This window comes from Actinospineispora acaciae DSM 45401 (assembly GCF_000620785.1).
In the GTDB taxonomy this organism is placed as follows: Bacteria; Actinomycetota; Actinomycetes; order Mycobacteriales; family Pseudonocardiaceae; genus Pseudonocardia; species Pseudonocardia acaciae.
In genome coordinates, this window is record NZ_JIAI01000001.1 from 1057225 (window position 1) to 1070734 (window position 13510).

Genomic DNA, 13510 nt, shown 5'->3' on the forward strand with positions numbered 1-13510 from the left:
CCCTCACCTCGTCGGAAGGCCGTGCGCCGTTGCCGGCGGCCCCCGGCCGCTCGGTTCGTTGACCGATGCACCTACGGGGCGATGGGTGGATTCAGAGCCGCAGCGTGCGGAGATATTGCATGTAATGTCGTTCAGTCGTCAAGGGTGGCCGCCGATTCCGGCGTCCTGTCACCGCCCGCGCGGTGGTTGAGCAGCAGGTTGAGCAGGAACGCCGCGATGCCGCCGGCGGCGATGCCGCTGGACAGCACGGTCTGCGCGGCACCGGGCAGGTTCGCATAGAACCCAGGCGCGCCCACCGGCATCAGCCCGAACCCGAACGACACCGCGACGATCAGCATGTTGCGCGCCCGGCTCAGGTCCGCCTGCATGGCGATGCGCACCCCGACCGCGCCGACGGTGCCGAACATGACCACCCCGATACCGCCGAGCACCGGGCCCGGCAACGCCGCGACCACCGCGCCGAGCTTGGGCATCAGGCCCATGACCACCAGGATCAGCCCGGCCACCGCCACCACGAACCGGCTCATCACCCGCGTGATGCTGACCAGCCCGACGTTCTCGCCGAAGGTCACGATGGTGAACGAGTTGAACACGCCGGCCAGCGCGGTCCCGGCGCCGTCGGCGCGCAGCGCGCGGGCCACCTCGCGGGGCCCGGTCGGTCGCTCGACGATCTGCCCGATCGCCAGCGTGTCGCCCGTGGACTCCACCATGTTCACCAGCTGCACCACCAGCATGGGCAGGATCGCGGCCACGGTGAACGTGGGCCAGCCGAACTGGAACGGCTGCACGATGCCGAACAGCGGCACCGACGCCGCCGCCGTGAAGTCCGTCATCCCCAGCGGCCAGGCCACCAGCGTGCCCACCACCAGCGCGATCAGGATCGCGAACCGCCCGACCGCCGGCGGCAGGAACCGCTCCAACACCACCACCAGCACGATCGTGCCCAGCGCCAACGCCAGCTTGGCCGGCGCGGCGTACCCGGGCGCCGCCGGGTTGGGGCCGGCGATCAACGTGGCGGTGGACGGCAGCAACGAGAAGCCGATGATGGCGATGATCGTGCCGGTGACGATCGGCGGGAAGAACCGCAGCAGCCGGCTGAACCACGGCGCGGCCAGCCAGGTGAGCACGCCGGCCACGATGGTCGCGCCGAACACCGCCGGCAGGCCGGCGTCCTTGCCGACGATGATGGCCGGCGTGATGCCGGTGAACGTCGAGCCCATCACGATCGGCATCCGGACCCCGACGTTGCCGATGCCCAGCGTCTGCAGCACCGTCGCCACCCCGCTGACCAGCACGTTCGCCGTGACCAGGGTGGCGATCTGGGCGCTGGACAGCCCGACCCCCAGCCCGATCAGCAGCGGGACGGTGACCATGCCGGAGTAGGCGACGAGCACGTGCTGCAGGCCGAGCGGGACGAGTTGTCGTACTCGCGGGATGGCGTCGACGGGGTCGTGGTTGTCGCGTGCGCGGATTCGCATGGTGCTCCTCCAGGAGGGAATCAGCGGCCCAGGCCGGTGCGGGCGAGCAGCCGGTCGGCGTGGTGCTGCGCGTCGGCCATGGCCTCGTCCTGGTCGACCAGGCGGCAGCGGCCGTCCGCGTAGACGATCCGGCCGCCGACGATGGTCATGTCCACGTCGGCGCCCCGCGCGGCGTAGACGAGCTGGCTGACCAGGCGGTTGAGCGGGCGCAGGTGCGGGCGGTCCAGGTCCACCACGACGATGTCCGCCAGCCGTCCCGGGGCCAGGACGCCGGCGTCCACCCCGGCGTAGCGGGCGCCCTCGCGGGTGGCCAGCTCCAGGGCGTCCTCGGCGCGCATCGCCGTCGGGTCCAGGGTGGCGAGCCGCTGCGCGAACACCGACTGCTTCATGCACTCGAACGGGTCCTGCCGATGCCCGCAGCTGGGGCCGTCGGTGCCGAGCGCGACCGGGACGCCACGGCCGCGCAGCTCGGCCAGCCGGATGGTCCCGGACGCGAGGTAGGCGTTGGACGTCGGGTTGTGCGCGACGCCGGCGCCCGCCTCGGCGATCGACTCGATGTCCTTGTCGTCCAGCCACACGGCGTGCGCCAGCGTCGCGTGATGATCGAGCAGGCCCTCGTCGGCGAGCCATTGCACCGGCCGGGTGCGGTAGGCCTCCAGGTAGCCGGACGGGTCGGAGGCGCCCTCGCAGCAGTGCGTGTGCCAGCGGGTGCCCAGCTCGCGGGCCATCTCGACGGCGGACCGCACCAGGCGCTGGCCGACGTAGGTGAGGTTCAGCGGCGCCGGCCAGACCTCGACTTTCGACCCCGGCGGGCGGTGCCCGATGGCGTCGCGGGTGAGGACCAGCTCGTCGGCGTTCGAGTAGCGGAACAGGCCGTCGGGCTGGCCCCGGCGGGCGGCGATCTCGGTGCGCTCCCCCGCCATCCCCCTGGCGACCGCGCCGCGCAGGCCGGCGTGCTCGATGACGTCGGCGACGGCCAGCGTGGTGGCCAGGTCGCTGGGCGCGTAGTGGTTGTCCACCACGGTGGTGATGCCGGCGCGGAGTGCTTCCACGACGCCGAGGCGGGCGCCGGCGACCGCCTCCTCGCCGGTCAGGGCTATCGAGTACGGCCACATGAACTCGCACAGCCAGGGCACGATGGACATGCCCTCGCCGAGGCCCCTGGCCAGCGCCTGGAACAGGTGCGAGTGGCCGTCCACGAAGCCCGGCAGCACCGCCTTGCCCCGGCAGTCCAGCACCGTGTCGGCCCGCCAGCCGGCCAGCTCCCGCTCGGTGCCCACCGCCGCTATCCGGTCGCCCCGGACCGCGACGGCGCCACGCTCGTGCACGGCGCGGTCGTCGTCGACGGTGACCACCGCGCCGCCGGTGAGCAGCAGGTCGCAGCGTTCGACGGGTTGCGTACAGCTCACATCGGACATTCGCGCGCCCAGCTTCCCGGGCGGTCGGGGCCGCCCTCATCCCGTGGGTTGTCGAGCCGATCGGCCCCGGCTGGCGGGGCGTCGTTGCGCCGAACGGTTTAACCCGGGAAGGGAGGTCACCGGCGAGGACTACATGTAACGCAGATCACCGCGCGCCTGTCAAGACCTCGGCTCAGGGTCCGCGGTTGGCCCGAGTCGGGCTCTGCGTGCCGTCTGGCCGAAGAATTACATGCAATTAATTGACAGCGGCTCCAAGCGGTGCCCAGAATCGAGGCGCCCGCAGGATGCGGCGGCCCGTAGGTGCGATGGTTCGCGGCCGGGGAGTCCCATGACCTGATCCTCGAGGAGGCTCTCGTGATCATCGATACGCACGTGCACCCGACCAACCTGGTCGACGAGGCGTGGCGTCACACCGGCACGCCCTTCACCGGCGAGCGGACCCTCGCCATGATGGACGGGCCGTTCCCCATCAACGGCAAGCCCCGCCGGGTGGACGTCTCCTGCATCATGCCCCCACCAGGCAACACGGCCTGGCGCGACGGCAACCGCTCGGGCCGCGAGGGCATCCGCGACTACCAGGCGTACGTCACCGAGCTGGTGCAGCGCTACCCCGACCGGTTCGTCGGCAACTTCATGTACAACCCGCGCTTCGGCCCCGAGAACGGCGCGGCCGAGCTGGCGTTCCACGTCAAGGAATACGGCTACAAGATGATGAAGCTGCACGCCAACATGCATTCCTACCGGCCGGACCGCGCGCTGGACTGGCTGCGGCCGGCGCTGCGGGTGTGCGCCGACCTCGGCGTGATCGTGCTGATCCACACCGGCGACGGCCCGTACTCCATCCCGACCCAGTTCTACCCGATCATCCGCGAGTTCCCCATGGTCACCTTCATCCTGGGACACTTCGGGATCCAGACCGGCGGGGTGTACTGCTTCGAGGCGTTCTGGATGATCCAGGACTCGCAGAACGTGATCGGCGAGTCCGGCTGGCTGCTGCAGTCGCGCATCGTCGAGTTCGCCAAGGAGATGAAGAAGAGCAAGCTCGTGTTCGGCACCGACTCCCCGCCGAACGAGCCCGGCATGTGGGCCCGCGAGCTGGAGGTGCTCTGCCACGAGCCGCCGCAGGGCCTGAGCCTGTCCGAGGACGACCTGGAGGGCTACCTCGGCAACAACATGGCCAAGCTGCTCGGCCTGCAGCCCACCCCGCCGCCCAAGGACGTCGCCGAGGCCGAGGCCTACCTGCGCGGCGACCTCGTCCAGGCCTCCGCGGCGAACACGCACGCCGACCACTACGCGGACTACACCCCGTCCGCCTGGGCCGAGGAGGCCACCGCCGCCCGCGCCTGACCGCCGCTACGGCTGAGCGCGTCGCTCGGCTTGTTGGGGTGTCGCGCATGGTGCGGGGTGTGCGGCGTCCCAGGTAGATATGCGGTCCGCCGGCTGGCCTCGGTCAGCCGGCGGACGCGCGGGAGCGGCGGCGGGGCCGTGCCGGGTCCGGGCTGCGCGGCCTGGCCTGTGACAGCCGGACCCGCAGCCGCGCGATGTGGCGCCGCGCGGCCTCGCCGGCGGCTTCGGGGTCGCCGGCGATCATGGCGTCCAGGATGTGCTGGTGTTCGTCCAGCGCGAGCCTCGGGGCGTCGGCGCTGCGCCACAGCGAGTGCAGGGCGAAGTGCGAGCGGCCGGCGATCGGCTCCAGGGCGGCGTTCAGGTGCGGGTTGCGGGCCAGCTCGCGCAGGGTTCGGTGGAAGCGGCGGTCCAGGTCGATGTGGGCCTCGATGTCGGCGCCATTCGCACCGTCAGCACCGTCAGCGCCGCCGGCGCCCTCGGCGAGCACGCGCTCGTGCTCGGCCAGGATGGCGCGCAGCTCGTCCAGGCTGTCCGGGTCGAGGTGGGCGGTGGCCAGTTGGGCGGCGAGGCCCTCGAGCTGCTCGCGGACGACGTAGAGCTGGCGCAGGTCCTCGATGTCGACGGTGCTGACCTCGGCGCCCCGGTTCGGCGCGTGGGTGGCGAGGCCGTCGTAGATCAGCCGCTGCACGGCCTCGCGGACCGGGCTGCGGCTCACCCCGAGCTGGCGGGCCAGCTCCGGCACGCTCAGCGCGGTGCCCGGCGGCAGGCGGTTGGTCAGGATCGCGGACTTGATCGTCTCGTAGGTGCGCTCGGCCAGCCGCGCGCCCGGCGCGACGCGGTCGAGGGCATACGGCAACCGCACGGCGTCACCCCCGATCGATGGACCCCGCGACGATACCGCTGGCCGTCGGCGGGGCTCAGCGGCAGCCGCAGCTCCGGCGTGGCACCCGGCGGACATCCAGCACCCGGTCCCGCTGTCGCCGCCCGGTGCGGCGCACCGCGTTCAGGGTGGCCACGGCCGCGGTCCCGATGTCGTCGAAGGGTAGCCCCGCGGTGCTCAGCGGCGGCCAGCTATGCGCGGACGGGGCGGTGGCGCCGAAGCCCATCACCGCGAGCTCCTCCGGCACCCGCAGCCCCAGCTCCTGCGCCACGCTCAGCACGTCCAGCGCGAGGCCGTCGGCGGTCGCCATGATCGCCTCCGGCCGCCCGGGAGAGCCGAGCCAGTCGCGGACCCGGTCCCGGGTGTCGGACCGGGTCAGCCCGGTGCGCAGCACCATCGAGGCGTCCAGCCCGGCGCGGCGCAGCGCCGAGGCCCACCCGTGCGCCCGGTCGGCGACCGGGCCGGTCCGGGCGTCGCCGGTCAGGCAGCCGATCCGGCGGTGGCCGTGGCCGATCAGGTGCTCGGTGGCCAGCCGCGCGCCCCGCCGGTTGGCCAGCAGCACCGAGGTGGCGTCGACGCCGCGCGGAGCCCGGTGGTTGAGGTACACCACCGGCACGTCGAACCCGGCCGGCTCCGGCTCGGCCCCCGAGACCTCGGCCCGCACCAGCAGCAGGCCGTCGACCCGCATGCCGGCCAGCGTGGTCGCGTACCGGTTCTCCTGGGCGCGGGAGAACCCGGAGTTGCCCAGCAGCAGGAGCATTCCCTCGGCATAGGCAGCCCGCTCCACCGCGTGCACCAGCTCGGTGAAGAACGGCTCGGTGCTGTCCGGCACCACCAGGCCGATGGTGTGGCTGCGCGCGGAGCGCAGGGCGCGGGCGACCAGGTTCGGCCGGTAGCCCAGCTCCGCCATCGCGGTCTGGACCCGGGCCCGGGTCGCGGCGGCCACCGGGCGCGGGCCGTTGTTGAGCACATAGCTGACCACGGCGGGCGAGGTGCCCGCCCGGCGCGCGACGTCGTCGCGGGTCACCCGCTGCATCGGCCCAGCGTAGCCGGTGACCGACCCTTGACCTCGGCGGAGCTACACGTGTTGAATCCGTCCTCATCTACACGAGTTGACAACGTCTCGGGAGCTGACGCCATGCCCACACCGGTGAACCGCCTCGCGCACGGTGCCGAGACCCGCCAGGCCGGCGCCGTCGGCGAAGACGTCACCCGCCCGGACGGCACGCTCAAGGTCACCGGCCAGTTCGCCTACTCCTCGGACCTGTGGATCGACGGCGCGCTGTTCGGCACCACCGTGCGCAGCCCGCACGCCGCCGCGCGCATCGTCTCGATCGACACCAGGGAGGCCCTCGCCCACCCCGGCGTGCACGCGGTGCTGACCCACGAGGACGTGCCCGGCGCGGCCCGCTACGGCATGAAGGTCGCCGACCAGCCCGTGCTGGCCATCGACGAGGTGCGCTACCAGGGCGAACCGGTCGCGCTGGTAGCGGCCGAGGACGTGGAGACCGCGCGCCGGGCCGCCGCGCTGGTACGCGTCGAGTACCGCGAGCTCGACCCGGTGGCCGACCCCGAAGCGGCGCTGGACCCCGGCACCCGCGCGCTCGCCGAGGGCGGCAACCTGGTCCGCCACGTCAAGATCCGCCACGGCGACATGGCGCTGGCGCGGGAGCTCGCCGAGGTCGTGGTGACCGGCGACTACCAGGTCGGCATGCAGGACCAGGCGTTCCTCGGTCCGGAGTCCGGGCTGGCCGTCCCGTCCGAGGACGGCGGCGTCGAGCTGTACGTGTCCTCGCAGTGGCTGCACAAGGACCTCGAACAGATCGCGCCCTGCCTGGACCTGCCGCCGGAGAAGGTCAGGCTGACCCTCGCCGGGGTCGGCGGCGCCTTCGGCGGGCGCGAGGACCTGTCGGTGCACGTGCACGCCTGCATGCTGGCGCTGCGGCTGGGCCGGCCGGTGCGGATGGTCTACAACCGGTACGAGTCGTTCTTCGGCCACGTGCACCGGCACCCGGCGCGGATGCGGTTCGAGCACGGCGCGCGCCGCGACGGCACCCTGGTCTACGTCAAGGCGCGGCTGCTGCTCGACGGCGGCGCCTACACCTCCACCTCCCCCGTGGTCATCGCCAACGCGTCGTACTTCGTCGCCGGCGCCTACGCCGTCCCGCACGCCGAGATCGACGGCATCGCGGTGCTCACCAACAACCCGCCGTGCGGCGCGATGCGCGGGTTCGGCGCCGTGCAGTCCACCTACGGCTGCGAGTCCAACATGGACAAGCTCGCCCGCGAGCTGGGCCTGGACCCGCTGGAGCTGCGGCTGCGCAACGCGATGAGCACCGGCACGGTGCTGCCGACCGGGCAGGCGGTGGACGGCCCGGCACCGGTGCGCGAGCTGCTGCTGAGCCTGCGCGACCGTCCCCTCCCTCCGGGCGACGCGGACGGCCGGCGGGACCCACGCGAGCTGCCCGGCGGCGTGGGCAACACGACCCGGAGCGAGGACGTGCGCCGAGGCGTCGGGTACGCGGTCGGGGTCAAGGCCATCGGCTACTCCGGCGGGGTCGACGACATCTCCACCGCCCGGGTCACGCTGAGCGCGGCGCCAGCCGGCGGCGAGGCCACCGTGTCGGTACACACCGCCGCGGCCGAGTGCGGCCAGGGCATCACCACCGTGCAGGCCCAGATCGCGCACACCGAGCTGGGCGTGTCCCGGATCGTGGTGCTCCCGGCGGACACCCGCATCGGCGACGCCGGCTCGGCGTCCGCGTCCAGGATGACCTGGATGTCCGGCGGCGCGGTCCAGGGCGCCTGCCGGCGGGTGGCCCGGGACGTCCTGGCCCGCGCCGCCGCCCACCTGTCCCGCCCCGCCGCCACCCTGGCCCTACGCGACGACGCGGTGGTCGACACCATGACCGGCGCGCGCCAGGCCACCGTGGCCGAGGTGATCGGCGCGGACGTCATCGAGCACGTGTACGAGTACCACCACCGCCCCACCCAGGGCATCGACCCGGAGACCGGCCAGGGCGACGCGCACATCGCGTTCGCGTTCGCCGCCCACCGCGCGGTGGTGGACCTGGACCCCGAGCTGGGCCTGGTCAAGGTGGTCGAACTGGCCACCGCCCAGGACGTCGGCAAGGCGATGAACCCGGTCGCCGTGCTCGGCCAGATCGAGGGCGGCAACGCCCAGGGGCTCGGCCTGGCGCTGATGGAGGAGATCGTGGTCGACGGCCGCGCGCGGATCCGCAACCCGTCGTTCACCGACTACCTGATCCCGACCATCCTCGACGTGCCCCCGATGCCGATCGAGCTGTTCGAGTTCCCCCACCCTGACTCGCCCTACGGCCTCAACGGCGTCGGCGAACCGCCCACCCTGTCCGCCACCCCGGCGATCCTCAACGCGCTGCGCGACGCGTCCGGCCTGGAGCTGGCCAGAACGCCCATTCGGCCCGACGACTTCGCCTGATCGGGCTACGGTCTCGGCTATGGACATCGCCGAGCCGGCCGCCCATCTGGACACGGTGCTGCGGGCGCTGGCCGACCGCAGCCGGCGCGGCATCCTGGCGCTGGTCCGCGACCAGGCCCGCGCGGTGGGCGAGATCGCCGACCGGGTCCCGCTGACCCAGCAGGCCGTCTCACACCACCTGAAGGTGCTGCGCGAGGCCGGCCTGGTCACCGAGTACCGGGAGTCCACCCGCCACCTGTTCCTGGTCCGCCCCGACGGGCTGGACGTGGTCCGCGACTACCTCGACGGGTTCTGAGCCGGCGGTTGACCCTACGAATGATTCGATGAATCATAGTATTCACCGCGAGACTTCCAGACGGCTCAGCAGGCAGGGGATCTGACGTGAGTTCCACCTCCGCCACCGACCAGGTGGCCATCCACACCAACGGTCTGTCATCCGGCCTGGACTACCTGCCCGGGTTCGGCAACCACCACGTCTCCGAGGCCGTGCCCGGCGCCGTCCCACACGGGCGGAACTCGCCGCAGCGGGCGCCGCTGGGCCTGTACGCCGAGCAGATCAGCGGCAGCGCGTTCACCCAGCCGCACGCGGTGAACCGGCGCACCTGGGTCTACCGGATCCGCCCGTCCGCGGTGCACCCGCCGTTCCGCCCGATCGAGCACCCGACGCTGCGCACCGCCCCGGCCGCCGACTGCGAGCCCAACCCGAACCGGCTGCGCTGGAACCCGGTCCCGTTCCCGGAGCGGCCAACGGACTTCGTCGACGGGCTGTTCACGCTGGGCTGCAACGGCGACGCGCGGACGCACGCGGGCATCGGCGTGCACGTCTACCGCGCCACCGCGAGCATGACCGACCGCTACTTCGTCAACGCCGACGGCGAGCTGCTGGTGGTGCCCGAGCAGGGGCCGCTGCTGGTGCACACCGAGATGGGCCGGCTCGGCGTCGCGCCCGGGGAGATCGTCGTGATCCCCCGGGGCATCCGGTTCCGCGTCGAGCTGACCACCGAGCGGGCTCGCGGCTACGTCTGCGAGAACTACGGCAACCCGTTCACGCTGCCCGAGCGCGGCCCGATCGGCGCGAACGGGCTGGCCAACGAGCGCGACTTCCTGGCCCCGGTCGCGGCCTACGAGGACGACGACCGGCCGGTCGAGCTGGTGCAGAAGTTCGGCGGGCGGCTGTGGGCGGCCGGGTACGACCACTCGCCGCTGGACGTGGTCGGCTGGCACGGCACGTATGTGCCCTACAAGTACGACCTGGACCGGTTCATGGTGATCGGGACGATCAGCTTCGACCACCCGGACCCGTCCATCTTCACCGTGCTGACCTCGCCGACCGAGTCACCCGGCCTGGCCAACGCGGACTTCGTGATCTTCCCGCCGCGCTGGCTGGTCGGCGAGGACACCTTCCGCCCGCCGTGGTACCACCGCAACATCATGAGCGAGTTCATGGGCCTGGTGCGGGGCGTGTACGACGCCAAGGCCGAGGGGTTCGTGCCGGGCGGGGCCAGCCTGCACAACCGGTTCACCTCGCACGGGCCGGACGCCGCCACGTACCAGAAGGCCAGCACCGTCGACCTGGCGCCGCAGAAGGTCGCCGACACGATGGCGTTCATGTTCGAGGCCCGGTGGCCGATCGACCCGAGCCGGCAGGCGCTGGACGCCGACTTCCGCCAGCCGGACTACGACGCGGTCTGGGCCGACGTCCGCCGGGAGTTCCCCCGGCCATGACGGACCCGGCCGGGACCGACTCCGCCAGCGTGCTGACCACGCTCGGCCCGCTGCCGTCCGACGTGTCCGGGCGGCTGCCGCTGTGGTACCAGGTCAGCCAGAGCCTGCGCGCGTTCGTGGCGTACCAGCGCACCAGCGAGCTGATCCGGCTGCCCACCGAGGCCATGCTCGCCCGGCACTACGGGGTGAGCGTGGCCACGGTTCGCCAGGCGCTGGCCTCGCTGGAGGCGGACGGGCTGATCATGCGGCACCGGCGCCGGGGCACGTTCATCAAGCCCGGTTCGCCCGGCTCGCGGGCGCTGCGGGTGCTCGGCTCGGTGGACACCGTGCTGGCCCAGCAGGCCGCCGACGAGGTTCGGCTGCTCGGCCGAGGCGTGGAGGAGGTGCCCGTGCCGCTGCGCGAGCACTTCCCCGAGGAGACCAAGCTGGCGGTGCTGCGCCGGCTGCGCTTCGACGGGCCGGAAGCCACCAGCTACGCGGAGAACTTCGTCCCGGTCCGCTACAGCAACCTGATCACGGACGAGGACCTGGCCACGATGCCGGTGACGATGATCCTGCGGGACCGGCTGCGGGTTCCGCTGGGCCGCATCGAGAACTCCGTCGAGGCCCAGTGCGCCACCCCCCGGCTGGCCGCGTTGCTGTCGGTCGACCCGGGGAGCCCGATCCTGCTCTCGGCGAACCTGACCTACGACGCCGAGGGGCGGGTGGTCGACGCCGCCTACATCCACTACCGGGGCGACAGGTTCCGGTTCGCGGTGAGCGTCGACCTGGGCTGACTCAGGCCGCGTCGACCGGCGTGCGCAGCTCGGAGCAGGCCCGCGCGATGCGCTCGGCCGCCGCGCGCAGCGCCTCGGTGTGCTGGGTGAGCACGGTGCCCCGGCTCATCGGGGCCAGCGCGGCGATGCTGGCGATGGCCTGGCCGGCCGGCTCGGCGAGGACCGGGACGGCCAGGCCGTAGACGCCGTCCTGCAGCTCGTCGTGGGACAGCGAGTAGCCCAGCTCCCGGACGGACTCGAGCTGGCGGCGCAACGCCTCGGGCGCGTCGGCCTTCTCCGTGACGCGGGTCGCGACTGGGGCGTCGAGGAAGGCGAGCAGCGCGCGGCCGCTGGCCCCCAGCCGCAGCGAGTGCCGCGACCCGATCTGGTGCTCGACCCGCACGACGTTGTCGGTGGCCACCACCTGGTGCAGGACCACCGCGTCCTCCCCCTCGGCCACGTGCAGCACGACTGTCTCGCCGATGTCCCGCGCCAGGTCCTTCATCACCGGCGTCGCGGCGACCCGCAGCCCCGGCTGCACGCGTTCGGCCATCCGCACCAGGATCGCGCCGGGCGAGTAGCGGTCGGCGTGGCGGCTGACGAAACCGCGCCGCAACAACGTCGAGAGCAGCCGGTGCACCACCGTGCGGTTCAGCTCGAGCGCGCGCGCCAGCTCGGCGGGGTTCATCGGACCGCGGTCACTGAGCATGATCAGCGCGGCCAGCGCCTGGTCGGCGGTCTTCGAGATCTCGGCCACCGACCCATGATAGACCGGGCGGTGCCGGAGACGGTGCACGGTATCCGTATATCGAACGGGTTATCCGAGCCAGACGTCCTTGAACGCCCAGTTGCCCGCGTTGGCGAACTTGTCCCGAGGCAGGCCGTGCACGTTCTTCGCCATCGCGTCCACGAAGTTCGCCTGGCCCCACATGATGTAGCCGCCCTCGGCGTGCTGCTGGCGCTGGACCTGGCTCCACAGCTCCTGCGCCCTGGGGCCGGTGGACCCGATCGCCTCGAACAGTACGGCGTCCGAGGCGGGGTTCTTCCAGTGCGTGCCGTTGAACGGCCCGTCCTGGGTGATGTCCAGCATGCAGATGCTCGCCAGCGAGGAGATCGGCGAGTTGTTCTCCTGGTAGAAGGGCATCTTCAGGTACAGCTGGGACGGGTCGTAGTAGGCGCTCGGGTTCTCCTGCTTGACGGTGACCGTCACGCCCGCCGCCTTCGCCTGCTCGGCGAACAGCTGCGCCGCCTCGACCAGGCCGGGCGAGGCCTGGTTGGTGTGCAGCGTGACGGTCAGGTTCTCCTTGCCGGCCTCCTTGAGCAGGGCCTTGGCGCGCTCGATGTCCCGGGTCCGCTGCGGTACCGAGGTGTCGTAGTGCGGCAGGCCGGGGCCGGGCAGGTCGTTGCCGATCTCGCCGAACCCGAAGAAGACGGTGTCGACCAGGGCCTGGCGGTCCACGATCAGCCGCATGGCCTGGCGCACCCGGACGTCGTCGAACGGCGGCTGGTTCGTGGCCATGCTGAACATCGTCGAGCTGGGCTGCGGGGTGACCATTAGCTTGAGCCGCCCGCCGCCCTGCTTGAGCGCGCGGGCCTGCGCGAACGGTATCGCCGGCATCAGGTCGGTCTGGCCGCCCTGCAGCGCGTTGAACGCGGCGGTGGCGTCGGAGAAGGAGATGATGCGCAGCTCGTCGACGTACGGCTTGCCCTGCGCCCAGTAGTTCTCGTTGCGGACCATGGTGCTGCTCTGGCCGGGGGTGAACGCGGTGAGCTTGAACGGCCCCGTCCCGGCCGGCTTCGTGAAGTCCTTCTCGCCGTCCTGGTAGACCATGCACGGCGGCGAGGCCAGCGCGCCGTGCGGCTCGGCGAACGGGATGGTGAACGGCAGCTCCACGGTGTGGCTGTCGCGCTTGCGCAGCCGGGGCAGGTCGATGAACTTGCCGATCTGGGCGTACGCGTCGTTCGCCCGGTCGGTCCAGCCCCGGATGGTGTGGAGCACGTCGTCGGCGGTGAAGTCCTTTCCGTTGTGGAAGGTCACGCCCCGGCGCAGCCTGGCCGTCCAGACCTTGAGGTCCTTGTCCGGGGTGAACTCCTCGGCGAGCACGGGGACCGACTCGGTCATGTCCGGGTTGAAGCCGACCAGGACGTCGAACAGCTGCCGCTGGCGGGTGATCCCGATGTCGGCCGTGTAGTGGTTGACGTTGAGCGTCTCCACCTGCCCGCCGCCGACCATCCCCACCCGCAGCGCGCCTCCCCGGCGCGGCGGGCCGGCGTCACCGCCGGCGGCATCCCCCGGGCCGCGACCGCACGCCGCCAGCAGGCCCGGACCGGCAACCACGCCAACCGCGGCGGCGGCCAGGAACACCCGCCGTGAGACACCGCTCGGTTGCTCGAACTTGCCCATACGGCGCCTCTCCAACTCGAACGCTGATGGCGGCGCACGCCTC

Annotated in this window: 11 protein-coding genes; 5 read left to right on the top strand and 6 right to left on the bottom strand. The window is 72.3% G+C overall.

Features of this window, described 5'->3' with window-relative positions; genetic code table 11:
* Nucleotides 1-131: 131 nt before the first annotated feature.
* Together N912_RS49610 and N912_RS0105160 are read right to left on the bottom strand one after the other, a co-directional pair.
* Nucleotides 132-1478 (bottom strand): nucleobase:cation symporter-2 family protein, encoded by a 1347-nt coding sequence (locus tag N912_RS49610; RefSeq protein WP_037062822.1) that lies wholly within the window; start codon nt 1476-1478, stop codon nt 132-134.
* Nucleotides 1479-1498: 20 nt separating this feature from the next.
* Nucleotides 1499-2896 (bottom strand): amidohydrolase family protein, encoded by a 1398-nt coding sequence (locus N912_RS0105160; protein ID WP_037062823.1) that lies wholly within the window; start codon nt 2894-2896, stop codon nt 1499-1501.
* 354 nt (nt 2897-3250) lie between these two features.
* On the opposite strand from N912_RS0105160, the gene N912_RS0105165 reads away from it, so the two are divergent.
* On the top strand, nt 3251-4243 hold the full coding sequence (locus N912_RS0105165) for an amidohydrolase family protein (RefSeq protein ID WP_028921597.1): 993 nt from the start codon (nt 3251-3253) through the stop codon (nt 4241-4243).
* A 103-nt stretch (nt 4244-4346) separates the two neighbouring features.
* On the opposite strand, the gene N912_RS49615 is transcribed toward N912_RS0105165, so the two are convergent.
* Together N912_RS49615 and N912_RS0105175 are read right to left on the bottom strand one after the other, a co-directional pair.
* On the bottom strand, nt 4347-5105 hold the full coding sequence (locus N912_RS49615; protein ID WP_051579674.1) for a GntR family transcriptional regulator: 759 nt from the start codon (nt 5103-5105) through the stop codon (nt 4347-4349).
* Between the two features lie 55 nt (nt 5106-5160).
* Nucleotides 5161-6159, bottom strand: a complete 999-nt coding sequence (locus tag N912_RS0105175) for a LacI family DNA-binding transcriptional regulator (protein WP_028921598.1) — start codon at nt 6157-6159, stop codon at nt 5161-5163.
* Nucleotides 6160-6261: 102 nt separating this feature from the next.
* Between N912_RS0105175 and pucD the strand changes: the two genes are divergently transcribed.
* From pucD to N912_RS0105195, 4 genes are all read left to right on the top strand, one after another.
* A complete protein-coding gene (gene pucD, locus N912_RS0105180; protein WP_028921599.1) occupies nt 6262-8583 on the top strand; it encodes a xanthine dehydrogenase subunit D in 2322 nt (773 codons plus the stop codon).
* A 19-nt stretch (nt 8584-8602) separates the two neighbouring features.
* Nucleotides 8603-8878, top strand: coding sequence for an ArsR/SmtB family transcription factor (locus N912_RS49620; RefSeq protein ID WP_037063558.1), 276 nt, complete (start codon nt 8603-8605; stop codon nt 8876-8878).
* 86 nt (nt 8879-8964) lie between these two features.
* Nucleotides 8965-10308 (top strand): homogentisate 1,2-dioxygenase, encoded by a 1344-nt coding sequence (gene hmgA / locus N912_RS0105190; protein WP_051579676.1) that lies wholly within the window; start codon nt 8965-8967, stop codon nt 10306-10308.
* Complete coding sequence (locus N912_RS0105195) at nt 10305-11084, top strand: GntR family transcriptional regulator (protein ID WP_156993168.1); 780 nt, start codon at nt 10305-10307, stop codon at nt 11082-11084. The genes hmgA and N912_RS0105195 overlap by 4 nt, the downstream gene beginning before the upstream one ends.
* Before the next feature lies 1 nt (nt 11085).
* Here the strand turns inward: N912_RS0105195 and N912_RS49625 are convergent, their stop codons facing one another.
* Nucleotides 11086-11820 carry an IclR family transcriptional regulator gene (locus tag N912_RS49625; protein ID WP_051579678.1) on the bottom strand — a complete coding sequence of 245 codons (735 nt, stop codon included), beginning with the start codon at nt 11818-11820 and terminating at the stop codon, nt 11086-11088.
* A gap of 60 nt (nt 11821-11880) precedes the next feature.
* Nucleotides 11881-13467 carry an ABC transporter substrate-binding protein gene (locus N912_RS0105205; RefSeq protein WP_028921602.1) on the bottom strand — a complete coding sequence of 529 codons (1587 nt, stop codon included), beginning with the start codon at nt 13465-13467 and terminating at the stop codon, nt 11881-11883.
* Between the last annotated feature and the right edge of the window lie 43 nt (nt 13468-13510).